Genomic DNA, 25,165 nt, shown 5'->3' with positions numbered 1-25,165 from the left:
TAAAAATGGCTTCCGGTTAATACTGTATAACACTTTGCTCATGATGAAATGAATATCTTGTTTTTAAAGGTTAGAGGCAATAATATTAAATACTCATCACCGCCCACTCTTGCCACAATATCGTTACTGCGTAGCACTGTTGCCACTCTTCTAGCCACTTCTTTTAAAACGAAATCACCCACAGAATGGCCATAAGTATCATTAATCGCTTTAAACTTCTCTAAATCCAAATTCAATAACGTAAATTTCTCACCTTTCTTATGGCCTTTTAAAAAAAGGGTTTTTAAAGTGAACATAAAATAACGGCGGTTTGGCAACTTGGTAAGTTCGTCTTCTAAAGATCGTCTTGTCGCTGTCACGTATAGTCGATAAATGACAATCAAGGAAAGCAAAGCAAGACCAAAGAATGAATAACCAATAATACGAAGTAAATTTATTCGGTACCACGGGAATATACTTTCTAATGATTGTCCTTTTATTGCGATTTGCCAGCTACCATAAGGTAATGTCACCGTTTCAATCGCCGTTGGCTCAACAAACGTATCTAAATACCCAAGAAAAACCTCACCTTCACTGCCTAAGCTGTGTCTTCCTCTTACGGCTACTTGATAAGATTCTTTCAGTTTATATAAACCTGTCCCATAAAAAAGAGCTTCGTTATCAATAACAAGACTGACCGAACCCCAATAAATACGATTAGTGGGAGGATCTAAGAAAGTAGGCATTCGAACAATAAAAGCATCTCCACCCTGCACTAAGGCAACGGGTCCGGCAATGAATATATTTTCTATTTCTCGTGCCATATTAATGCCAGGCCATCTCTCTGGCACACGTTTGAAATTTAATCCAATCGCTCTTTCATTCCCTTTTAAAGGAAATACATATTCAACAACATCATCAGGAGCAACGCCTAAACTACGGATATAGCTTGAATCTCGATAAAGCTCTTCAGCAATGGGACTCCATTCATTGAGCGTTGTTCTTGGGTTTACTGTAATTAATGTTGCTAAGCTATTCGCAATAAAGATATCCGAATGAATGGCGGCTTCCAGCTTTGCTCGTACAATCGCCAACTCTTCTTTTGCTTGTCTGCTTACTTGATTCTTTAAATAGATGTACTGCTTTGTATGAAGTTCTTCAACAACAAACACGATAAGTAGAACACTACTGATTAGTGCTGAAAATAACGTTACCTTTCTATTTAAAAATAACAGCAATTTCACTGATTTTTTCCTAATTTGAAAGTACATTTACAATGCCACGAAAACATAAAGCATTCCATATTGATAATTTACTATAGTAGCATTTAGCATGGTATTTATCTGTGTCTTTTTTAAGCACACTATAGTTTGGTGTTCAAATTCATTTTCTCAGCTTTCGTTAATTTTGAAGTGACTAAAAAGTAAGAATTATCAATCCAGTTCTCTAGCATTCCTCTCGATACTTCATCATCAAGAGTAACGGTTATCCAATGTTTTTTACTCATGTGATAGCCTCGCTGGATACAAGTGAATTCTTCGCTTAAAAAAGTAACATCACAAGGTTCTGCTTTCAGCGTAATACATACCCTTCTATCTTTGCTACCAACAAGAGCAAACATTTTATTGAACACTTTAAACACTAATGCATCGGGACCAAATGGGTAAGAACTCTCGCAGCAAGGTTTCGCTAATAAATAATTATTCAATTCGTTTTCTGTCACTTGTTTTCCCTCAATTACAGGTTCATTTATTGGTGATACACTCTTGGCTTAACTCTAGGAGCCTATTTATGTCATCAGAATTAAAACTGATCCCAATTGTATTCTTATGTGCTTTCTTGTCTATTATTGGGCATTTTATTTTAAGCAGTTTGTTTTCTGAAGAAAATTGGCTTGAATATATAGCAGCGGTAATACCAATATCGATGATTATCATTGGGTATTGTGCATTTAAATTTGCGGCAAAAAACGACAATCGATAGAGCTCATATCGAATGCTTTAGTTTATATTGTTCAGGAGTACAATCTGCATACCTTTTGAACATGGTAATAAACGGGCTTGCTTGATTATAACCAAGACTGAATGCCACTTCTTTGATCGACATATTCTTACGTAATAAATCTAACGAATATAAATAACGCATTCTCAAACGCCATTCAGTAAAACTCATTCCTAGTTCATTTTGACAATGTCGAGATAGCGTTCGCTCTGTTGTATGATTTCTACTTGCCCATTCAGAAAGTGATGTCTCATCTGCCGGATTTGCTTCTAATGCTTTCAATATTGGTTTTAATAATTTATGTTTTGAAGAAGGCACAAATCGTTCGCTAATTTTTGCTACTAATAATTGATCAAATAATACACCAATTAAACGTTCTTCTTCTTCCGTTGTCGCTTGCTGTATATCTCGTAGTCTCAACTCTGAAATAAGTACTTCAACAAGTGGAGAGACTTCTAATAAACAAGTATGTCGAGGCATCCGATCAGCCAAAGAAGGAATGATATTTACCGAGCAATAATCTATCGGCTTTCGGTTATAGCTTTGATGATTTACCCCAGCAGGTACCCAAATGGCAAAATGAGAAGGTGCTAAAAAACGCTGCCCTCCTGACTTCAACTCTAAAATACCACCACTAATTATCTGTAATTGCCCCCAGAGATGAGAATGTGCACGCGTTTCAGTATTCGATCGAAAAGCATCAAACAGTAGAAAGATATCCGATGGTAAGGCATCAAAACTGACCGATGCTTGTATATGCCGTGAGTTTTCCATCTTCATCATTTCCTATTCGTTCACGATTATTATCACAATATATCTCTTTTAGCCTGATAGGTGAATCTTAGATTCACAAATAAAATAATCATAAGGGAGTATACAAATGTAAAATTACGCTTACACATAAAGATTACTATTCACATTCTATTAAATTATAATAATGTTCTGTTTTTAACCATTTATTATCTCGCTTTAAACGCGAAATTAATTATAAATCGATTGCATTGATTCTATAATATCATTACTATCCACGCACAAAATTTAACCAATAAATACGATTTACACATCAGAAAATGTTAGTAATAATATATCTTAAAATAAAAGAAATATATTAACACGATTTATAAGCAGGATTTATGATGTGCACCTTCTAAAATATAAAAAACATCGATGTATATATGTTAATTCTAGCCTTTCGTGATGTCGTTTAACAATCACTAAAATAACAACACTATAATTTCATAGACTTCGATATATTATTACGATTTTTCATAGGCATATTATGTTAGATGAACAAACATCTATGGAAAGCATTTCTCGACGGATCGAGGCAAGAAAAACAGAACTTGGATTATCAAACACTCAAATTTCGACGGCATGTAACGTATCAACAAGAACCGTCATCAACTGGACAAGCGGTTTATCGAGTCCACACATTTCAAAACTGATCCCATTGAGCTTTGTGCTAAGAAAAGAACTGAGTTGGATAATATCAGGAAGTGAAAACATTCCAGATTGGCTTGGTGTTACGATACCTGAAGTGATCGATTTTCATAAAGAGTTAGCTAAATACTCAAAATCTGAGCGTACCATGTTATTTAAATCAATCAGTAGCCTAATAGAACAGTTTGGTTTTATTTTAAAATCAAAAGATAAAAAAGACTAATATCTAATTAACAATATTTAGCATTATTATTTTATAATGCTAAATATTATCGATATATTAGCTTAAATTATCACAATATATTTACACTCGTTAATTATAAATCGTATTACTTTATTTAAACATTGTACTCAATCACAAAAAATAAAAATTACGTTATATTTCCCTTATTTATGCTATCGATAAATACCTATCACTTTCATTTTTTATGATGTGTCGCAACAACACGTTCTGCATTTAGCTCCATACTTATTCAACATTTTTTAATTATGCAGAGGCTCCATGAAACAACTTGTTGAACGCTTTCTTTCTTATGTGAGTATCGATACTCAATCCAACCCTTCAGCACCACAATGTCCAAGTACAGAAAAACAGCTTAATCTTGCTAACCAATTAGTTATCGAACTAAAAGAATTAAAGCTTGCCGATGTCTCTGTTGATAAAAATGGCTATGTCATGGCTCGCTTGCCTTCAAACGTTGATTATGACGTGCCTGCTATCGGGTTTGTTGCCCACATGGATACGGCACCAGATGCATCAGGTGAAAATGTAAAACCACAAATTATTAAAGACTATCAAGGTGAAACAATCACATTAGGCACCAGCGGTGAAGAGTTAAATCCAACCCAATTTCCTGATTTAAAAAACCTTATCGGTCATGATTTAATTACCACCGACGGCACGACTCTATTAGGTGCAGATAATAAAGCGGGCATTGCAGAAATCTTAACTGCAATCGCCATCTTACAAGCAAACCCAGAGATCCCTCACGGTGATATCTGCATTGGCTTTACGCCAGATGAAGAAATTGGTCGTGGCGCAAATCTATTTGATGTTGAAAAATTCAATGCCAAGTGGGCCTATACCATTGATGGTGGCCCCGTTGGCGAATTGGAGTATGAAAACTTTAACGCCACTAGCGCTGATGTGATTTGTCACGGAGTTAACGTTCACCCGGGCACAGCTAAAGGCAAAATGATCAATTCAATGAACATTGCCGCACAATTCCAATTGATGATGCCGACCGATGAAACACCAGAAGGCACAGAAGGCTACGAAGGTTTCTATCATTTAAAATCAATGGAAAGTGGCGTGGCAAAAACCGAGTTAGGTTATATTGTGCGTGATTTTAGTCGTGAAGGCATGGCAGAGCGTAAAGCCTTTATGCAACAAAAAGTCGATGAACTGAACGAAAAACTAGAAAAAGGCCGTGTTGAGCTGATTTTAACCGACAGTTACTTCAACATGCGCGAAATGGTAGAGCCTCATCCACACGTCATTGAATTAGCAAAACAAGCAATGACGGCTTGTGATGTGCAACCTGATATCAAGCCTATTCGTGGTGGTACAGACGGTGCTCGTTTATCGTTTATGGGATTACCTTGCCCTAATATCTTTACTGGTGGTTACAATTTCCACGGTATTCATGAATTCATTACGATTAATGGCATGAAACAAGCGGTTGATGTGATTGTAAAAATTGCAGAGCTAAATGCACTGAACAATAAGTAATTTAACTCTGTTCAAAAAGATAAAAGTCACAAAAAAACGCCCGATGATTGTATAACCATCGGGCATTTTTTATTTTAACGTATAATGATTATTCACACATTTCTGGTACTACGATTTTCTCAACCTTCACTGCCGCGACTTTAAACTCAGGGATCTTCGCATGAGGATCTAACGCTGTTGTGGTTAATTTATTCGCAGCCGCTTCAACAAAGTGGAACGGAACAAACACCACCCCTTCTTGCATACGCTTAGTCACAAATGCAGGAGCCTCAATGGTGCCACGACGAGTCGAGACTCTAACCATTTCACTGTTTGAGATACCAAGACGCTCAGCATCTGCCACACTGATCATAGCTCGCGGCCCTGCAAGGTTGTTCAACCCTTTGGTTTTACGAGTCATAGTGCCGGTATGATATTGCTCTAATAAGCGACCCGTTGTAAGGACTAATGGATACTCTTCATCAGGCAGTTCTGCGGCGTATCGGAATGGCACAGCGGCCATCTGACCTTTTCCACGAATGAATTGATCGCTATGCATAATACGAGTCCCTTCTGGATTCGCATCATTACATGGCCATTGAAGTCCATTTTTACCAATAGCATCCCAATGCATGCCTTGATACTGCGGCGTAACCTGAGTGATCTCTTCGGTGATCTCCTCAACCGATTGATAGCTCCAATCTCCGCCCATCGCTTTCGCAATTTCTTGAATGATCCACCAGTCTTCTTTCGCTTCACCCGGAGGATTAACTGCCGGAGAAATACGCTGAACACGACGCTCTGTATTGGTAAAGTGACCGGCTTTTTCTGCAAACGAACACGAAGGCAAGATCACGTCTGCGTATGCGGCGGTTTCTGTCATGAAGATATCTTGTACCACTAAGAAATCTAACGTCTCTAAACCGTGAATAACGTGCGCTTGGTCAGGATCACTCAATACTGGATTTTCACCCATAATGAACAAACCTTTCACTTGCTTATGGCATGCTGCATCAATGATTTCTGTTAACGTTAAGCCTTTCTTATCTGGTAGGTTTGGCTTGTTCCATGCTTTAACAAACTTCTCGTATACCGCTGGATTTTCCACTTTTTGATAACCAGGAAAATCCGTTGGCAACGCGCCCATATCACATGCACCTTGCACGTTTGATTGGCCTCGAAGCGGGTTAATACCACCACCTTCAATACCAATGTTGCCACACAGCATTTGCAAGTTAGCAATAGAGCGAACATTATCATGCCCTGTCGTGTGCTGCGTAATACCCATTGAATAGTAAATGGCGGTACGCTCGGCGGTACCGATATAACGCGCCATTTCAATCACATCGTGCGCTTTCACGCCCGTAATTAATTCAATTTTCTCAGGCGAATACGTCTCTGACATGACTTCTGCTTTCAGCTCTTCAAAGCCTTCAACCCGTTCTGTTATGTACGCTTGATCATGCCAGTTATTCTTAATAATCTGCTGCATGATCCCGTTAAGTAACATCACATCCGTCCCCGGACGCTGCGCTACATACAGTTCAGCATGATCCGAGATATCCACTTGCTTAGGATCCGCCACAACCAAACGCGCACCGTGATGACGAATAGCTTGCTTGATATGCGAAGCAATGATCGGGTGAGCAGATGTAGTGTCTGACCCAATAATAAAGATAAGATCTGAATACTTAATACTTGGAATATCATTGGTCATTGCCCCACTGCCAATCGAGGCTTCAAGGCCAGTCACTGTCGTTGAGTGACAAAGACGCGCACAATGATCGAGGTTATTGGTTTCAAACTCACAACGAACCAATTTTTGGAAGGCGTAGTTATCTTCATTGGTGGTTTTTGCAGAAGAGAATCCCGCTAATGCATTTCCGCCATATTGCGTTTTAATTGCACTAAACTTGTCAGCAACAAGCGTTATTGCCTCTTCCCAACTTGCTGGTACTAATTCACCATGTTTACGAATTAATGGTGTTGTTAAACGTTGATCACTACCAACGAAATCAAAACCAAAACGTCCTTTCACACATAACATGCCTTCATTAACTGGAGAGCCTTTCGCACCTTGTATGTACTTAATTTTGTTTTTCGATTCATCCACTAACATTGTCAACTTACAGCCGACACCACAATACGTACAAATGGTATCGACCGGTTTTAATAACTCAATTCGACCTTGTGATTTATCACGTGCATCAACCAATGCACCAACAGGACACGCTTGAATACACGCACCACATTGCACACAATTGGAGTTACCCATGTCATAACCATGCTCGAAACCAGCACGACATTCAGGGCGAGAGGCATTGGTACCGTCTTCATTTTTCATGAAACTCAATACACCATGTACGCCTTTTTCGTTACACGCTTCTACGCATTGACCACAGCTGATACAACGGTTGGCATCAAACACAATGAACTCAGAGCTAGTATCAATCGCAAATTTCTGCTTACTTTCGTTACTTAAATCGGTTTCATCGGCTTTGTATTCCGTCGCGTAATCACGCAAGCCACAATCAGTATTCGCCTGACACGCACACTCTAAGCAACGCTCTGCTTCACGAATCGCATCCGCATTATCAAAGCCTGTTTCGACTTCTTCAAAACTTTGCTCACGCTGCTCTGCCGTTAATTCAGGCATGATAACGCGCATCGCTTTTTGGATGTGCTCAAAATATGTAGGATCAACCTGCTTGGTCTTCTTCTCTTTTTGAGAATTAAACAACTTAGTCGGAATCTTTTCCATATCGCCTTTAAAGAAACGATCAATCGCTTCTGCGGCAATACGACCATCAGCAACGGCTTCAATCGCTGTTGCAGGGCCACGACGAAAATCACCAATGCTAAAGATGTTTTTCACACCACTGTGCATGGTTAAGCTATTAGAGTCAGCCGTGTTCCAACGTGTTAACGGTAAATCAATATTATCGTTTTCTAAAAAGCTTAAATCTGGTTTTTGAGATACGGCTGAAATTACAGTATCAAAATCTTCAATGAAGAATTCACCTGTCGCTTTAGGGCTTCGTCGGCCTGATGCATCAGGTTCGCCCAATGCCATTTTCTCTAAGCGAACTTGGGTAACACGACCTTTTGAATCTGCAATGTTCTCAACAGGATTGGTTAAGAAATGGAATTTAACGCCTTCATGTTCAGCCTCAACCACTTCATAGTCTTCGGCTGGCATGTCTGCACGAGTACGACGATAAATAAGCGTGGTATCAGCACCATCACGCACGGCAGTACGAGCACAATCAATCGCGGTATTACCACCACCAATCACGGCCACTTTTTTACCCGTAATCAATTTGGATTCCATTACGTAATCTTTTAGGTAATCGACACCTAAATAACAACCACCAAGCTCACTGCCTTCATACTGCATTTCTACCGCTTTAGACGCACCAACAGCCAAACACACCGCATCATAATCATCGCTTAACTGTGATAATAAGAAATCTTCACCTAATTTAACCGAGGTTTTGATCTCCATGCCGTTGCGGCACATCAACTCAATTTCTTTGTCTAAAATCGATTTTGGTAAACGGTACTCAGGGATACCATAGCGTAACCAACCACCTGCTTTAGGCATCGAATCAAACACCGTGACGTTGTAACCCTCATTGGTTAGGTAATAACCACAGGTTAATCCACCCGGCCCACTACCAATAACAGCAATCGATTTACCCTTGTCTGCTTTTTTTGGTGGTACGTATGATTCTTGAGCGTGTAAATCGGCATCAGCCGCGTGACGTTTTAATTGACGGATAGCCAATGGTTCATCAACTAAACCACGACGACACTCTGTTTCACAGAAAGCAGGACACACACGACCAATCGATAATGGCATTGGTAATGTTCGTTTAATGACTTCAATGGCTTTTTGATGATCATTCTGTGAAATATAATACAGATATGACTGTATATCCACGCCAGCAGGACACGCAGTTTGGCACGGTGCTTCGCAATCTGCGTAATGATCAGAAAGTATTTTATTTAATGCACTTTGACGACGTTTTGCTAATACTTCAGACGAAGTGATCACTTGCATTCCATCAACGACTTGAGTTTCACAAGCACGCTGAACTCCTTGCCCTTCAATTTCTACTACACACAAATCACATGGCAATTTTTCACCATTGATGTTGTTTCCGCACAGTGAAGGGATTTCAATATTGCATTCCTTTGCAGCAGCTAACAGTGTTATCTCTTCATCGATAGTGAATGTTTGTTTATCTATAGTTATTTTCATCATTCAGTACCTAGATTTACTAATAATTAACTCGATTATATCATTACTTTTTGAGTGGATTTGAACCCCATCGCATCTTTGCAACATTGTCGCGACAAAAACGCTTTTTTTACCCATTAAGCATCTGGTAAACAGTCTGTTTTTGTGTTCGTTTATTTATTTGAATGTGACCTACCCATCAAAACGAAAGCAAAACGAATGCTCGAACGAACATAATTGAGCTAAATCAAAGAAAGTGTCGAACATAAATATCATCATGGTTTCATACATCAAAAGTGGTAAAAAAGAGACCAAATTATGGACAAAACTTCTCGATTAGAAACCTCTGTTATTATCATTGGAGGCGGCGCTACAGGCACAGGAATCATGCGTGATTGTGCATTGCGTGGGATCAATTGTATTTTGATTGAGAAAGACGATTTGGCCTCAGGAACCACTGGTCGAAATCATGGTTTACTGCACTCAGGCGCTCGCTATGCCGTCACCGACCCTGAATCAGCCAAAGAATGTATCCATGAGAATAAAATCCTTAAAAGCATCGCAAAACATTGCGTTGAAGATACCCAAGGCTTGTTTATTTCACTGCCTGACGACGATTTAAATTTCCAAGCGCAATTTATTGAATCATGTAAAACCGCAGGCATTGACGCCAAGCAACTAACCCCCAAAGAAGCCCTATTATTAGAACCTAATGTAAACCCTAATCTTATTGGTGCGGTTCAAGTGCCAGATGGAACGCTCGACCCTTTTCGTTTATGTGCCGCAAATGTGCTTGATGCGAAAGAAAATGGCGCGCGTTTGCTCACACACACACACGTAACTTCACTTATTCGCCATCAAGATACGGTACTTGGTGTGAATTGTATTGATGTTCGTACCAATCAAAAGATTGAGATTTTCGCTCAAGAAGTCATTAATGCGGCAGGGATCTGGGGACAAAATATTTGTGAATACGCTGATTTAAGCATCAAGATGTTCCCAGCCAAAGGTTCTCTGCTTATCTTAGATTATCGTATTAATAATTTGGTAATCAACCGTTGCCGTAAGCCATCAGATGCTGACATTTTAGTTCCCGGTGACACAATTTCACTGATAGGAACCACCTCTGAGCACATTGACTACGATAAAATTGATGACTTACATGTCACAGCTAAAGAAGTGGATATTTTACTGAGTGAAGGCGCTAAGTTAGCCCCAATAATGGCGAATACTCGTGTACTTCGTGCTTATGCAGGTGTTCGTCCGTTGGTCGCTGTTGATGATGATGGTTCAGGTCGAAATATCAGTCGTGGCATTGTGTTGCTTGATCACGCAGAAAAAGACGGGCTCAACGGCTTTACGACGATTACGGGAGGTAAATTAATGACCTCTCGACTCATGGCTGAAATGACCACCGACATGATCGCTAAAAAACTGGGAAACAACCAAGAGTGTACGACTCACTTACGATCGCTTCCTGGATCGAACGGTGCCTCTATTGCCGCCAAGAAAACAGCGAGCCTTGCAAAACCCGTTTATCAAAGTGCTATTTATCGTCATGGTGAACGAGCTGATCAATTCTTAACGGATGATGCAAAAGATCAAGCCGTGATCTGTGAGTGCGAAATGGTGACTCAAGGTGAAATCAATTACGCCATTAAACAATTAGACGTGCATAACTTAGTGGATTTACGCCGTAGAACACGGTTAGGAATGGGACCGTGCCAAGGTGAACTCTGCACCTACCGCGCGGCAGGATTATTTGAAGAATATGGTCAAGTCAGCGGTAATCAATCAAGCCAATTATTAAGTCACTTTTTAGAAGAGCGTTGGAAAGGCATTAAACCCGTATTTTGGGGCGATGCTCTGCGCGAGGCCGAATTCAGTTACTGGATTTATGAAGGATTATTCGGTGCCAGTGACATACCAACACTCTCTACAAAAACGGAACAAAGCACTTCGTCTCAACCAAAACAAGAACAACAAGAGGCCACATTATGAAATTTGATACTATCATCATCGGCGGCGGCATGGCCGGCTTAAGTTGTGCACTTCGTTGTCTTGAAGCCGGATTAAAAACAGCCGTAATCGCATCAGGACAAAGTGCTTTACATTTCTCTTCTGGCTCTGTGGATGTATTAGCAAAAACACCCGATGGAAAGCATGTTGTAGACCCAATGAGGACGATTGAGTACTTTAAAGATAATTACCCTACCCATCCTTATTCAGTTCTTGGAAAAGAGACCGTCAGTCGTGCTTTAGCTTGGTATCAAACCAAGCTGTCCGACATCGGGGTGCCATTACGCGCACAACAAGATGGTCATAATCATTATCGTTTAACACCATTAGGCACCATGAAATCGACTTGGTTATCACAACCTTTTGTTCATCAGTTCCCAATGACATTAGAAAATAGCAGCGTAAAGAAAATGGTGTTAATCACCATTGATGGCTTTCGTGATTTTCAACCAAAACTGGCACAAGACAATTTAAAATTGGTACCTCAATTATCTAATCTTGAGATCACAACCGCGTCTGTTTCCTTGTCTGCATTTAAAGACATCAAACGTAATCATTGTGAATTACGATCCATTGATCTTTCTCGAATTCTGTCAAAACGAGCTAACTTACAAGAGTTTGCCCACGCATTACAGCAACACGCAAATCCGGGTGATCTTGTTGTGATCCCCGCTATTTTTGGTAATGGCACTGGCCTAGCATTATTAAAAGAAATTGAAGCCCTAACGCAACTGACATTATGCGAAGTCCCTACCATGCCACCATCACTTTTAGGAATACGTTTAGAGGAATCGATGAAACACGCTTTCATTAATCAAGGGGGCACCTTATTTAATGGTGATCACGTAATTCAAGGTGAGTTTTCTTATGTAGAAAAAGAAGACCCGACCAATTCTTATTACCATTTAAATCGACTATTTACTAAGAATCATGGTGATTTTCCACTGCAAGCAAAGCACTTTGTTTTAGCCACGGGCAGTTTCTTCAGCCAAGGGTTAAAGGCAAGTGTGGATTCAATGCAAGAACCTATTTTTGGTTTAGATATCGACCAAACCGATTCTCGAACGGATTGGTACAATCCTGAATTTTTTAGTCCACTATCCCATCCATTTTTAAGTATGGGCGTTAAAACTAATGACCAATTTCAAGCCTTAAAGTCAGAGCATGTCATTAATAATCTTTTTTGTGCGGGTGCTATTCTTTCTGGTTACAACCCAATACTAGAAGGCTGTGGCAGTGGTGTGGCAATTAGCACTGGATTCTATGCGGCTGAAACCATTATTAAGCAGCAATCGGTAAAGACTCAACCAATACAACACGCTGAGGTCGCATTATGAGCAACCCACTATTTCGCTCTAATTTATTAAAAGACAGCTTCTCAAAAGAAAATCTGATTTTCAGAGCGCCAGCGAATACCAGTTTTGATCAGTGTTTAAAATGCACCGTATGTACTGTTTATTGCCCTGTGGCTAAAGAAAACCCTGATTACCCTGGCCCAAAACAATGTGGTCCAGATGGCGAACGTTTACGCTTTAAAAGCCCTGAATATTTTGATGAAACCTTAAAGTTATGCACCAACTGCAAACGTTGTGAAACCGCTTGTCCGTCTGGTGTGAAAATTGGCGATATGATCGCAGTCGCCCGTGGAAAATACGGAAAGCCCGCGTATAACATGAAAGGTATTCGTGACTTTGTATTAAGTCATACTGATTTATTTGGCTCAGTCGCAACGCCGGTAGCTCCTATTGTGAACGCGATGACGAGCGTACCATTAGTCAAAAAAGTGATGCATAAAACGATCGGGGTTCATGATCATAAATCGTTACCAAAATACTCTCACGGCACCTTTCGTAAATGGTATAAAAAAGAAGTCACTGATCAATCGATTTATCAACAACAAGTGCATTATTTTCATGGTTGTTTTGTTAATTATAATCACCCACAATTGGGCAAAGACTTTATTAAAGTCATGAATAACATGCACATTGGGGTTCAGTTATTAGACAAAGAGAAATGCTGTGGCGTACCTCTTATCGCAAATGGATACCATAAAAAAGCACAGAAAAATGCAGAATTTAATGTCGCTAATTTAGAAGCGGCAATTGAGCGTAGAGACGTGCCGATTTTATCGACCTCTTCAACGTGCTCCTTCACATTGCAACAAGAATACCCACACGTACTGGATGTAGATAACAGTAAAGTGGCGAAGAAAATAGAATACGTAACCCGTTTTTTATTAAAAGAGATCATGAATGGTCGTGGTCCAAAAATGAAACCACTGAATAAAAAAATTGTTTACCACACACCTTGTCACTTAGAACGCAGTGGCGGCAATATTTATACCATTGAATTGCTGAGGGCTATTCCCGGTTTAGAAGTGCAAGTTTTAGACAGCGAATGCTGTGGTTTAGCGGGCACTTATGGGTTCAAAACCGAAAACTACGATACCTCTATTGCGATTGGTAAAAACGTGTTTGATCAAATAAAAGCCGCTAAACCTGATTATGCCATTACCGATTGTGAAACCTGTAAATGGCAAATAGAAGAAAACACCAACATTACTACCATTCATCCAATTTCATTATTGTGTGAAGCACTGATGGCATAAGCAACATCTACGTAAGATACGTGCTGGTAAAGGAAGAAATGCGACGTCTTTCTTTGCCTTTCTTTTCATACGTAAATGATAATTATAACGTTAAGACAACTAAAGCTAGGCACTTTAAATCGAGTTACCTTGTACTATACTTTTCAGTAGAGTGTATATACACAAGGAATCAACCGTGCAATTTTTACCATTACGTTGGATTATTCCACTTATCATTATTAGCGTTTGTAGTATTTACTTATATTTCTCTTTTCAAGAGCCTATTTGGGATCTTGATACTCAACCTCAACCCCCCAAAAGTAATGAGTTTTTTTCTAACGCTATCACTGTTATCAATAAGGTTGAAATTAAAGAAAAAAGCAAAGCTAAATTAGGCTTAGAACTCTTTCTTGACCCAAGATTGTCCTCTAACGGGCAAGTGAGTTGCGAATCTTGCCACCACATATTTACGAATGGTGCTGAATCTATTCCCGCTTCTATTGGTGTTCATGGCGAAGGTACTCGTAATTCCCCCACCTTATTCAATATCAGTTTAAACACCCGTTTCTTTTGGGATGGACGCGCAGCGAGTCTAGAACAACAACTTGATGGCCCTATTCACAATCCATTAGAAATGGACAGCAATTGGACTGACATCATTCAATTTCTTACCTCTTCAGATCACTACTCCAATCGTTTCAAACAGGAATACAATGGAGACATCACAGAAGCCACAGTCAAAGACGCTTTAGTCACTTTTATGGCAACCCTTAATACACCAGATGCACCGTTTGATCACTATTTAAAGGGCGACAAAAGAGCCATATCCCAAATAGCCGTCAATGGCTGGGATAAATTCCAACAACTGGGGTGTGTATTTTGTCACCAAGGACAGAATGTAGGAGGAAACTTGTTTCAGAAGTTTGGTAATTTAGCCGCATTAGAAACACAATTTGGTGACTCTGCAAACAACGATCTTGGACGATTTGATATCACAGGAGACATCAATGACCGTCATGTTTTTCGTGTCCCTAGCTTGCGAAATGTTGCTATTACTGCACCTTATTTCCATCATGGAAAAACAGAAACCCTTGAAGAAGCCATTATCATTATGGCGAGGGTGCAATTAGGACAAGAGCTTACCCCCATGACCGTTGTCGAGATCAGTGCATTCTTAAACACCTTAACGGCACCAAGACCTGCTGCGTTAGAGGAGTTAATCCAATGATATTAATTAATACGAACAAACTCAGTCTTATATTGATCGCATTTATTACCTGTGCTGCTCTGTATTTGTCGTTGATTGTCACCAAAAGTCATTTGGTCGAACAATATCAACGTGCTTATTTATCATTGTCTGACAACATCATTCAATCTAGAGAAAGTCTCTATTATTTTAATCATCAAGACAATAAAGCCTATGACTCTTACTCATCTCAGCTGGTCAATGCCGATCTAAAAGCCTCTTTCCTTTCTGAACACTTAGACAATGACCAAAACCATTGGTTATCAAGTTTTCTCATTAGTAGTGATCAAGCCGTTATTTATGCAAAAAACACTCAAGTAAGCGTCTCGACCTTAGTTAACGATCTAGAAACACTATTGAGATTAAAAGTCTCATACGAGTATTCAACACTAACTGCCTTACTATTAGAAAAAAAACTATTAACTACCCTACCAAAACTAGAAGATAAACTGTATGTCTCACAATTTACATTAACGGGTTTAATGAGCTCTCCGCCCAGTAATGAATTAAAAAACCAAGTTGGGTTTAAAAGCTTATCTAATTACATCGCCTTTCGTGAACGTATTAAAGTCGAAAGTAAAAACAAAGAAAAAGACATTTTTACCAACAATGTAAAACAAATGCTGACACAGAAAAATAATTATTGGTTATCTCAATCCGAATCAATAAAGAATCATATGTTCATTACCGTTATACTATTTATCTGCGCGATTGCCGCCTACTTCTATCTTCAATTACGTGAACGGTTACAACAAACCTTAATTATAAAAAGAGAACTGGTAAACTCAGAAAAAGAAAAATCGAAGCTTGCCCTTGTTGCCGAGCATGCACACGATGCCATTCTTATTACCGACAACAATGGCATGTTAACATGGGCAAACCAAAGTTTTTCTACACTCTCAGGCTTCCAACTCAATGAAGTACTAGGAAAGAAACCAGGAGATCTCTTACAGGGAGAAAACACCTCAAAAGACGACATTGCACGCATCTCTGCCGCCATCAAAAAAGGGGCCGCGATTGAATCAGAATTAATCAATTATCATAAAGACGGCTCAGAGTACTGGATAGGTATGTCCATTACCCCCACCTTTAATTCTGATGGCTCAGTAGAGCAGTTCATTGCGGTAGAAAGAGACATCACCAAGCGTAAAGCCCTTGAAATTGATTTATTCAATGCAGCAGAACAAGCGGAAGTATCCAACAAAGCCAAATCAACTTTCTTAGCAACCATGAGTCATGAATTAAGAACGCCACTTAACGGTATTTTAGGCATGGCACAAATCATCGAAAGTAATATAAAAGATCCCGAACAACACAAACAGATTAACGTTCTACTCGAATCAGGAGATCACCTACTTTCTTTACTTAATGACATTCTTGATTTCTCTAAAATTGAACAAAATAAACTGGAATTAGATAACCTTCCTTTTGATTTTAAAGATGTGATTAGTCCTATTGCAAATACCTACATCCCGATCTGTGAAGATAAAGGATTAGAATTAATTATCCATGACCAGATTAATGCGGGTGCCGTATTTAATGGTGACAAACCTCGAATTCGACAAATCATCTTCAACTTAATCAGTAATGCCGTAAAGTTCACCCATAAAGGCAGTATCACATTAACCTTCAGTCACACCCTTACCGCAAAAAGTAAACAAGGTCTGCTTATCAAAATAGAAGACAGTGGTATTGGCATACGCGAAGAGCGGCTTGACTATATCTTTGATCCTTTCATTCAAGCAGAATCAGCAACAACACGACAATATGGTGGAACCGGGTTAGGCTTGGCGATAGTGAAACAACTCGTTGATGCTATGCAAGGTTATATTTCAGTAAAAAGCGTTGAAGGAGAAGGCACTGGCTTTACTATTATGCTGCCACTTGAAACCGTTATAAAAAAACAAATTCACAAAGAAAAAATTCCCGAAGCGCTTATCTCTAATGACAATGAAGAACTCGTCCATCAAAAATTATCGATTTTAGTCGCCGAAGACAATAAAGTGAATGCTCTGGTCGCCAAAATGTTTTGTGAGCGTTTGGGGCATCAAGTCGTCGTTGTCGAAAATGGACAGCTTGCAATAGAAGCCTTAAGGTTACAGGTATTTGATCTGATCATTATGGATAATCACATGCCGATCATGGACGGTATTAGCGCAACAAAGATCATCAGAAAAGAGCTTAAACTGCCCACCGTTATTTTTGCCTGTACCGCCGATGTATTCCAAGAAGCCCATGATAATTTCATTGAAGCGGGCGCAAACTACGTATTAACGAAGCCTCTTCAAGAACAAGGATTTATGGATGCAATAAAACAACATCAACAGTTAATTACTCGTAATAATACAGAAACCAAACCATTCGATAAATCGACTGAAAATGTCATCGAATTAAAACGTCATTCAAAAGAAAAAATAACGACATTAGCACTCACCGAAGCCGAGTTAAGCTTAGTATCATTAATTGCTATTTGTGGTGACGATAATGATATTTTAGATGAGTTCTTACTGTCATTTATTGATATCTCCGAAGAGAGCATTACTTCATTAATCACCGCTTATGACAATAAAGAAATTGCAAATATTCGCTTACATTCCCATTCAGTAAAAGGAATGGCAAGTAACTTTGATGCACTCCGCCTTGTTGAAAGCGCAACATCCATTGAAATGTTGACGAAAGTAGGTTTAATGCCTGAACTGAATGACATACAACAACTTATCAATTTGTTAGAAGTAAACATTCAACAAGCTGTCCGTTTATTACACAGAAATATCAATAAAAAAACAAATAATGTTCATGTTTATCCGTAATGCTTTACAAAGTAAAAATCATTACTGACAATAATGTTATTTCATTACTCATTCAAACTATAAATTTGGCATAGATCGCATTTTGTGTGATTATTCATATAAGTAACTTGTCATTAACCATGATAAATTAGCAAAAATTTCAATTGGGATATAATAAAAATAATGCTTGAGAATAAATACTTCATTTATCAGCCTAATTTCTTTGAAGGTTCTATTGTCTCTTATGAAGCACTACTAAGATTCAAAAATTCTGACGAATCGCCTTTGCACTTCATTTCTACGATTGAAGATAAAGAGAACTTTGATAAAGCCGTAATCTCTCAAGTACTTTCCGACAAATTAAGCTTAAAGAACCCAAAAAACATTAATCTATCCATTAACATTTTTGCCCAAAGCTTAGTCTCAGAATCATTTATTGAATATTGTGAATCCGTGTTCCAAAAACACAAAGGGTTTACCTTAGAGTTGAACTTCAATCATCAACAGTTTGACTTAGAAAAAATTCGCTTGAATATGCAGTGCTTAAAAAATCTAGGGGTTCTTTTTACCTTAGATGATTATGGTACAGAATGTGTTAATTCTGACCCCTTGTTAGACTTAAACTTTGACTATATAAAAATAGACCGTTCTCTTATTAGCACCATCAGTGATGATTATTTATCGTTTTGTTTTTTACGTTCTCTTTACCACAAATTGAATAAATTTTTAGGTAATACAGTCATAATAAAGGGCATAGAAAACGTTAATCAATTAAACTTGATTAACTCTTTTGACTCAGTGATAGCACAAGGTTGTCACCTTTCATACCCATTGCCGTTGTCTGCTCTTGACGATAACCTTGATACACAAGCAGAACAATCGTTAAACAAAGTGAATTCGGAAAACCCACCAATCGACCGTTTTATTTACAATATTAATATTGCAAAAAACGAAGCCGAATTAGCCGCCGCTTTAGAGCTCTTCAAGCCTCAAGACCCATTCAATTTATTAGGTATTGATTACAATAATTTTGATCTGGACGCACTCAATCGAAAGTACCAAGAATTATTAGATGGCATTAAAAGCCCCTCAATTCTATTCACTACCAATTTAATGAAGCATTGTAATTGCCTTTTTATCTTAAGAGACGAACAAGGTGTGGCCATTTATAACAGTAAAAAGCATGTCGATTATTTAGAATGTGATTTAGTTGGGATGTCTCCCGATGATGTACTCGCTCGATTCCCAGATTATCAAATGTGCTTACAGCTTGATCAGCAGTTATTAAATAATGACTCCGATATTTTAATGTCCAATGAAACGGTTGAAGTCGGTTCACAAACCACACACTTCCACACCTATCGCCAAAAGATAAAATATTTCGATAAGACATTTATTATGATTTTTGTATATGAAGATACGCAGGATACACAAACATCCATTGATCCTTTGACAGGCAGTTTTACAAAATCAAAATTAGAATGTCTTGATATTAATACCTATAAATCCTTGGTCTTTATTGATTTGGATGGATTTAAAAATATCAATGATAAGCTTGGTCATCAACTCGGGGATTTACAGCTAAAAGAAGCGGCTCGATTACTGAAACAGTACTTAAGAAAAGAAGACCTTCTAATTCGATTTGGAGGTGATGAATTTGTACTTTGCTTTAACTCGTATTCTGTTGAGGATATTCACGCGAAAATGTTAGTCATTCGATCGCATTTCGAGCGCTATTTTGAAGAAAAAGACATGTATCTCTCCTTTTCATTTGGCACCGCTTTAATTCATACCGATGTTAAAGAGGCTTTGGATCTTGCCGACCAACTGATGTATACAGAAAAAAGCCTCAAAATATGAGGCTTATTTTTATAATATGGGCGTGACATCTTCAACATGAAACTGCCCAGAATCTAATCGGCGCTTCTCTTCTGTTTTACCATTAAAGTTAATCTTATTTAAATCCACTTTTTTAATGGTGCTGTCTCTCATCGTTTTATAAAAAAACTGTCCATTTGTTTGATCAATCACTGAAGTCCATTGCGTCGCACTCGGTAGATCTGGAATGTGAGCTTTACTATTGAATTCACTCCCGATAGGAATATCAAAGTTATTTAATATATGAAACGTAAGCGTGCGGGGAACTACACCTAACAAATAAAATTCATTATGCGTATCTTACGATCTTTCATTTAACGAGAACGTAATTATGCAAAAAGATAAAAAGAGAACACCAGAGCAATGGCACGCTCTATTTGAATCTCAGCAATCTAGCAAGCTTAGTGCCGCTGAATTTTGTCGTAACCATAATATTCTGCCAAAGACATTTAGTGCACGTAAAGCACGATGGAAACAAAAGATTAACGCTTCTACTTTCTTGAAAGTAGAAGCGTTAACATCAACTATCATCGCCACTCCACAATTACCAGATATTCAACTTTCTATCGGAAAATTGCGATTAACATTGCCAGCTAATACTGAACCTCACTGGATAGGACTCTTATTAAAAGGGTATCAATCATGAATGTATTTACTGATATTTCCACCATTTATCTTCATCGTGATTTTGTCGATTTTCGCAAGGCCATTAATGGCCTTGTCGTGATTGTTGAGCAAGAAATGCAACTATCACCGTTTAGTGATGCTCTATTTATATTTTGCAATAAGCCTCGTGATAAACTCAAAATATTGTATTGGGATAAAACAGGATTCGCTTTATGGTACAAGCGATTAGATGAAGACCGCTTCAAATGGCCACGAAATATAAATAACGATACGTTAGCATTATCAGAGCAGCAACTGACACTGCTATTACAAGGTTTTGATATCTTAGGACATCAACCGGTACATTATCAAACAACCCTTTAAATAGTTGATTCTCAGTCAAGAATAGGAGGCAACCGATTGATTACCTGTATTATCGTTATATAGTCATCTACATGACTGATAAAATAAAACCACTTCCTGATACCATTGACGAGCTGAAAGCACTTGTGCTTCAGCTTGAAAATAAATATAACCGTCTTCTAGAGCAATTTCGACTGGCTCAACATCAGCGCTTTGGTAAAAGCAGTGAATCTGACTCGACTCAATTTGATTTATTCAATGAAACAGAAGAAGAAATCATCATTGAAAATGATGACACACAAACGATTACCTACACTCGTCAAAAGCCAAAACGCCAACGCTTACCTGAAGACTTACCGCGTACTGTTATTATCCACGACATAAAAGATAAAACTTGTAAGTGTTGCGGTCTAGAGATGCATGCGATGGGTAAAGACATCAGTGAAAAGTTGGAATTTGTACCAGCTAAAGTGGAAGTTATTCAACATGTTCGTCCTAAATATGCTTGCCGAAATTGTGAAAAAAACAATACTTCAGTAGACATTAAACAAGCCCCAATGCCAGCGTCACCAATCCCTAAAGGGATTGCGACCGCAAGTTTACTTGCTCAAATTATTACGGCTAAATTTCAATACAGTCTTCCACTTTATCGTCAAGAAACGTTATTTCAGCAATGGGGTATCATTATTGGACGGCGAACGATGGCGGATTGGTTAATAAAATGCTCGGTACTATTTACCCCTCTTAATAACGAGTTACATCGTATTTTGCTTGAACAACCCACTCTGCATTGTGATGAAACAACGGTAAATGTGTTGGATGTTGAAAAAGCAAAATGTTATATGTGGGTCTACTGCTCTGGCTATGATTCTCCAGGCTCTGGTGTTTTGCCTGGAATTGTACTTTATGATTATCAATCTAGCAGGCATGGCTACCATCCAGTTAACTTTTTAAAAGGTTATAACGGGTATTTACATACCGATGGTTACCAAGGTTATGAACAAACTGAAGCGATTTTAGTTGGCTGTTGGGCACACGCACGTCGACGATTTATTGAGGCTCAACGTGTTCAAGTAAAAGGGAAAACAGGGAGTGCAGATTGGGTATTGAGTAAAATCCAAAAGCTATACCGGATCGAATCGTTATTAAAAGAGGCTTCCCCTGAAGCCAAGTATGTTGCTAGGCAGACAGAAGCCCGCGATTTACTTAAAGAGCTCCGTGATTGGCTTGATAGCGCAGTTAGTCGAGTATCACCTAAAACAAAATTAGGTGAGGCGATTAGCTATACATTAAATCAATGGGATAAATTAGTTCGTTATATTGATGATGGATTGTTATCTATTGATAACAATCGAGCAGAGCGAGCGGTTAAACCGTTTGTTATCGGCCGGAAAAACTGGTTATTTTCGGGTTCAACGGCTGGTGCAGATTCAAGTGCAATGCTTTACAGCATTGTAGAAACAGCAAAGGCAAACGGATTAATCCCTTACGATTATATTAGGTATTGTCTAGATCGTTTATGTGTTGGATCGCCAGATATCGATTCACTTTTACCTTGGAATGTAAAAGACAAGGTGTAGTTCCCCGCACGTTTACTATGAAACGCTTGAGACACGGCCTCTTCTTCATCTTTCATCACTGGTGCCGAATTAACATAAAACGCGGCACGTATGAATCGAGATGGTGGCGTAATATCGCCTGGTAACCCTAAAAAGCTAGAACCCACACCAAAGGAAAACGCTTCTACATCGTTAATTTTTTGCCCTTTACTTACCCCCGGAGTCAAATGAATATAGTTATTAAGATTCGTGACTTGCCATTGATAATCAGGTGCATTGGTTAATACTTTTGCCGTATTTTTATGAATCTTAATTTTGCCGTTATTCATAATTTCAATAACGATATTATTGCCCGCTTTATCTGAAACACGCCAATGAGCAGTAGGGGATGGGATCCCTTTTACATCAAGATAAACAGGCACTATTTTTATCGTATCTAACGCATTTTCAACCTCAGCAACGGTGGTAAATTGTGACAACATCCAACGAATAAAGTCCATGTCGGTTATCGTTGTTTTTGTGTCTTTCGAATTGTATTTTTCTAGCGACCCATAGTTTTTAAAATAAAATAAACCGGCACTTAATCCCTCTTCATTTATCCCCTCAGCAATAAAACGATCATCACTGACAGAAATACCAACAAACCCGTATTTAGACGTCCAATCTAACCCTTGCTGTTGATTTGGCATTGTCGAGGAGTAGTGATAATTACGAGGTGATATTATCAACTTGCTCTCTAAATCATTCTGTCCCCACTCAATCGTTCGACCTTGAATATAATCATGATTGGTTGTTGAAAGAGAAATACCAGTACAAGCACTGGCTGAGTACGCTACGCAAGACGCAATAAGCATTGAGAGGAATTTAATTTTCATTTTACTATCTCATTTTAATGACATTCAAATAGTACTCTTATCGATAATAATGCCAAGAATAATCTTGGTTCATTCTTAATCCACAGAATAAAAAATGCACCTAATTAGAATTAGATGCATTTCATTTATTGAATTATCTGAGTACTTTTTATCTCTTATTTAACTCACTTGTTCTAATTTAACTTCAACCTTTGATGTTATTGAACTATTCATATAATCAGCTACTTTTACTTGTTCTTCTTTGCTTAAATACAGACCAAGTTTAGTTCTTCTCCACAATACATCTTCTGCTTTTTGTGAGAACTCATGGTGCATTAAATAATCAATTTCAGCTTGATAAACCCCTTCACCGAATACCTGTCCCATATTCGCTTCACAATCCATGTTTTCTAACAATGTCCAGACTAAGGTACCAAATTGATTCACGTATCGTGTTGCCGTTTTCTCTGCTAACCACGTATGTTTACTGCAAATGTTATTCACTAATTGCGTACGAGGGTAATCAAAATCACCACCAGGTAATGCGACGTCTCTTGTCCACGACGCACCTATTTTCATGAAATATGGGCTCAGCATTTTCATTGCCGTTTCAGCCAGTTTTCGGTATGTCGTTAGTTTTCCACCAAAAATAGAAAGCAATGGTGCTTGATCTAGTTCTTGCTCAAGTTCTAATGTGTAATCACGCGTAATCGCTTGTGGTGAATCAGATTCGTCATCACATAATGGACGTACACCACTGTAAGTCCACACTACATCATCACGTTGAATTTGCTCAACAAAATGTTGATTAACGACATCAATTAAGTAGTTTACTTCGTCTTCTGATATTTCGACTTTGCTTGGGTCGCCTTTGTATTCCACATCGGTTGTGCCAATGATAGAAAAGTCTTCCATATAAGGAATAACAAACACAATACGATTGTCTTTATTTTGCAGAATGTACGCTTGCTCTTCATTGTGAATTCTAGGAACCACAATATGAGAGCCTTTCACTAAACGAATATTACGAGGCGATTCTTCTTCTAAACTGTCATCGAAAAACTGCTTTACCCAAGGACCCGCCGCATTAACCAGTGCTTTGGTTTTACGCTCAAAGCGCGTGTTCGTTTGCTCGTCAAAAAGAGTAACATTCCATAACCCCCCCACACGAGTCGCTTTCTCAACGCGGCAATAGTTTTTCACTTCTGCGCCATTTTTCTCTGCGGCCATGGCATTTAAAATAACCAAACGCGCATCATCAACCCAACAATCTGAATATTCAAATCCTTTTTTCATCTCAGGTTTTAGTAAACCGGACGCCGCTAAATTAACCGAATGACTTGCTGGTAATGTGGTGCGTTTGCCTAAATTATCATAAAGGAACAGACCGGCACGGATCATCCATGCTGGACGTAAAAATGGGCGATGAGGCAAACGGAAACGCATTGGTTTGGCAATATGTGGTGCTTTGGCTAACAGAACTTCACGCTCAGCTAAAGATTCTGAAACTAAACGAAACTCATAATGTTCTAAATAACGTAAACCACCGTGAATCAACTTTGAGCTTGCTGATGACGTTGCAGAAGCAAAATCTGATGCTTCATACAAACCAACGGTTAAGCCTCGCCCAGCAGCATCAGCGGCAATTCCTGCACCATTAATACCACCACCCACTACGATTAAATCTAAAACAGCGCAGGTTGTGTGTGTTTGGTTTCCATTATTCATAGTAGTGACCTCAAAGACTCATAATGAGCGAACGAACATTAAATACGATGAATTTACGATAACTTAACTTTCGTTTTGAGTCACTTTATATTTTCGATTACGAACATTTAGTGTGATGGAGATACAAAAAATCCCTGATCTTAATCAAGATCAGGGATCGTT

General features: G+C 38.7%; 18 protein-coding genes and 1 pseudogene. 12 read left to right on the top strand and 7 right to left on the bottom strand.

Features of this window, described 5'->3' with window-relative positions; genetic code table 11:
- Positions 1–38 precede the first annotated feature (38 nt).
- Both VSAL_RS18195 and VSAL_RS18190 read right to left on the bottom strand, forming a co-directional pair.
- A complete protein-coding gene (locus tag VSAL_RS18195; protein ID WP_231850973.1) occupies positions 39–1,223 on the bottom strand; it encodes a diguanylate cyclase in 1,185 nt (394 codons plus the stop codon).
- A 119-nt stretch (positions 1,224–1,342) separates the two neighbouring features.
- Positions 1,343–1,702 (bottom strand): MmcQ/YjbR family DNA-binding protein, encoded by a 360-nt coding sequence (locus tag VSAL_RS18190; RefSeq protein WP_012551748.1) that lies wholly within the window; start codon positions 1,700–1,702, stop codon positions 1,343–1,345.
- A gap of 68 nt (positions 1,703–1,770) precedes the next feature.
- Between VSAL_RS18190 and VSAL_RS18185 the strand changes: the two genes are divergently transcribed.
- Positions 1,771–1,962: a hypothetical protein gene (locus VSAL_RS18185; protein WP_044583557.1), complete on the top strand. Its 192-nt coding sequence runs from the start codon at positions 1,771–1,773 to the stop codon at positions 1,960–1,962.
- A gap of 3 nt (positions 1,963–1,965) precedes the next feature.
- On the opposite strand, the gene VSAL_RS18180 is transcribed toward VSAL_RS18185, so the two are convergent.
- Entirely contained in the window at positions 1,966–2,754 is a 789-nt protein-coding gene (locus VSAL_RS18180; RefSeq protein ID WP_044583556.1) for an AraC family transcriptional regulator, read from the bottom strand.
- Positions 2,755–3,259: 505 nt separating this feature from the next.
- Here VSAL_RS18180 and VSAL_RS18175 point away from each other — a divergent pair.
- Entirely contained in the window at positions 3,260–3,643 is a 384-nt protein-coding gene (locus VSAL_RS18175) for a helix-turn-helix domain-containing protein (protein WP_012551746.1), read from the top strand.
- Between the two features lie 279 nt (positions 3,644–3,922).
- Positions 3,923–5,152: a peptidase T gene (gene pepT / locus VSAL_RS18170; RefSeq protein WP_012551745.1), complete on the top strand. Its 1,230-nt coding sequence runs from the start codon at positions 3,923–3,925 to the stop codon at positions 5,150–5,152.
- Positions 5,153–5,240: 88 nt separating this feature from the next.
- Here the strand turns inward: pepT and fdhF are convergent, their stop codons facing one another.
- On the bottom strand, positions 5,241–9,398 hold the full coding sequence (fdhF, locus tag VSAL_RS18165) for a formate dehydrogenase subunit alpha (RefSeq protein ID WP_012551744.1): 4,158 nt from the start codon (positions 9,396–9,398) through the stop codon (positions 5,241–5,243).
- Between the two features lie 294 nt (positions 9,399–9,692).
- On the opposite strand from fdhF, the gene glpA reads away from it, so the two are divergent.
- The 6 genes from glpA (at position 9,693) to VSAL_RS18135 (ending at position 19,875) form a co-directional block, all read left to right on the top strand.
- A complete protein-coding gene (gene glpA / locus VSAL_RS18160) occupies positions 9,693–11,375 on the top strand; it encodes an anaerobic glycerol-3-phosphate dehydrogenase subunit A (protein ID WP_012551743.1) in 1,683 nt (560 codons plus the stop codon).
- On the top strand, positions 11,372–12,730 hold the full coding sequence (gene glpB, locus VSAL_RS18155) for a glycerol-3-phosphate dehydrogenase subunit GlpB (protein WP_012551742.1): 1,359 nt from the start codon (positions 11,372–11,374) through the stop codon (positions 12,728–12,730). Before glpA ends, glpB begins: the two co-directional genes overlap by 4 nt.
- Positions 12,727–14,001 (top strand): anaerobic glycerol-3-phosphate dehydrogenase subunit GlpC, encoded by a 1,275-nt coding sequence (gene glpC, locus VSAL_RS18150; RefSeq protein ID WP_012551741.1) that lies wholly within the window; start codon positions 12,727–12,729, stop codon positions 13,999–14,001. The genes glpB and glpC overlap by 4 nt, the downstream gene beginning before the upstream one ends.
- A gap of 175 nt (positions 14,002–14,176) precedes the next feature.
- Positions 14,177–15,208: a cytochrome-c peroxidase gene (locus tag VSAL_RS18145; RefSeq protein WP_231850972.1), complete on the top strand. Its 1,032-nt coding sequence runs from the start codon at positions 14,177–14,179 to the stop codon at positions 15,206–15,208.
- Complete coding sequence (locus VSAL_RS18140; RefSeq protein ID WP_012551739.1) at positions 15,205–18,036, top strand: PAS domain-containing hybrid sensor histidine kinase/response regulator; 2,832 nt, start codon at positions 15,205–15,207, stop codon at positions 18,034–18,036. The genes VSAL_RS18145 and VSAL_RS18140 overlap by 4 nt, the downstream gene beginning before the upstream one ends.
- Before the next feature lie 162 nt (positions 18,037–18,198).
- A complete protein-coding gene (locus VSAL_RS18135; RefSeq protein ID WP_012551738.1) occupies positions 18,199–19,875 on the top strand; it encodes a GGDEF domain-containing protein in 1,677 nt (558 codons plus the stop codon).
- Positions 19,876–19,884: 9 nt separating this feature from the next.
- Here the strand turns inward: VSAL_RS18135 and VSAL_RS18130 are convergent.
- Positions 19,885–20,142, bottom strand: a pseudogene (locus VSAL_RS18130) (linear amide C-N hydrolase); the annotation flags it as partial.
- 82 nt (positions 20,143–20,224) lie between these two features.
- On the opposite strand from VSAL_RS18130, the gene tnpA reads away from it, so the two are divergent.
- The 3 genes from tnpA (at position 20,225) to VSAL_RS18115 (ending at position 22,442) form a co-directional block, all read left to right on the top strand.
- Complete coding sequence (gene tnpA / locus VSAL_RS18125; RefSeq protein WP_012548925.1) at positions 20,225–20,539, top strand: IS66 family insertion sequence element accessory protein TnpA; 315 nt, start codon at positions 20,225–20,227, stop codon at positions 20,537–20,539.
- Positions 20,536–20,883, top strand: a complete 348-nt coding sequence (gene tnpB / locus VSAL_RS18120) for an IS66 family insertion sequence element accessory protein TnpB (protein WP_012549126.1) — start codon at positions 20,536–20,538, stop codon at positions 20,881–20,883. Before tnpA ends, tnpB begins: the two co-directional genes overlap by 4 nt.
- 71 nt (positions 20,884–20,954) lie before the next feature.
- Positions 20,955–22,442: an IS66-like element ISVsa2 family transposase gene (locus VSAL_RS18115; RefSeq protein ID WP_012549008.1), complete on the top strand. Its 1,488-nt coding sequence runs from the start codon at positions 20,955–20,957 to the stop codon at positions 22,440–22,442.
- On the opposite strand, the gene VSAL_RS18110 is transcribed toward VSAL_RS18115, so the two are convergent.
- Positions 22,355–23,296 carry a choloylglycine hydrolase family protein gene (locus tag VSAL_RS18110; RefSeq protein ID WP_231850971.1) on the bottom strand — a complete coding sequence of 314 codons (942 nt, stop codon included), beginning with the start codon at positions 23,294–23,296 and terminating at the stop codon, positions 22,355–22,357. The genes VSAL_RS18115 and VSAL_RS18110 overlap by 88 nt on opposite strands.
- Before the next feature lie 159 nt (positions 23,297–23,455).
- Entirely contained in the window at positions 23,456–25,003 is a 1,548-nt protein-coding gene (glpD, locus tag VSAL_RS18105) for a glycerol-3-phosphate dehydrogenase (protein ID WP_012551737.1), read from the bottom strand.
- Between the last annotated feature and the right edge of the window lie 162 nt (positions 25,004–25,165).

Origin of the sequence: Aliivibrio salmonicida LFI1238 (genome assembly GCF_000196495.1) — a bacterium.
Taxonomy (GTDB): Bacteria; Pseudomonadota; Gammaproteobacteria; order Enterobacterales; family Vibrionaceae; genus Aliivibrio; species Aliivibrio salmonicida.
The sequence above is the reverse complement of the archived record's forward strand: the minus strand, read 5'-3'. Positions and strand labels throughout refer to the sequence as shown.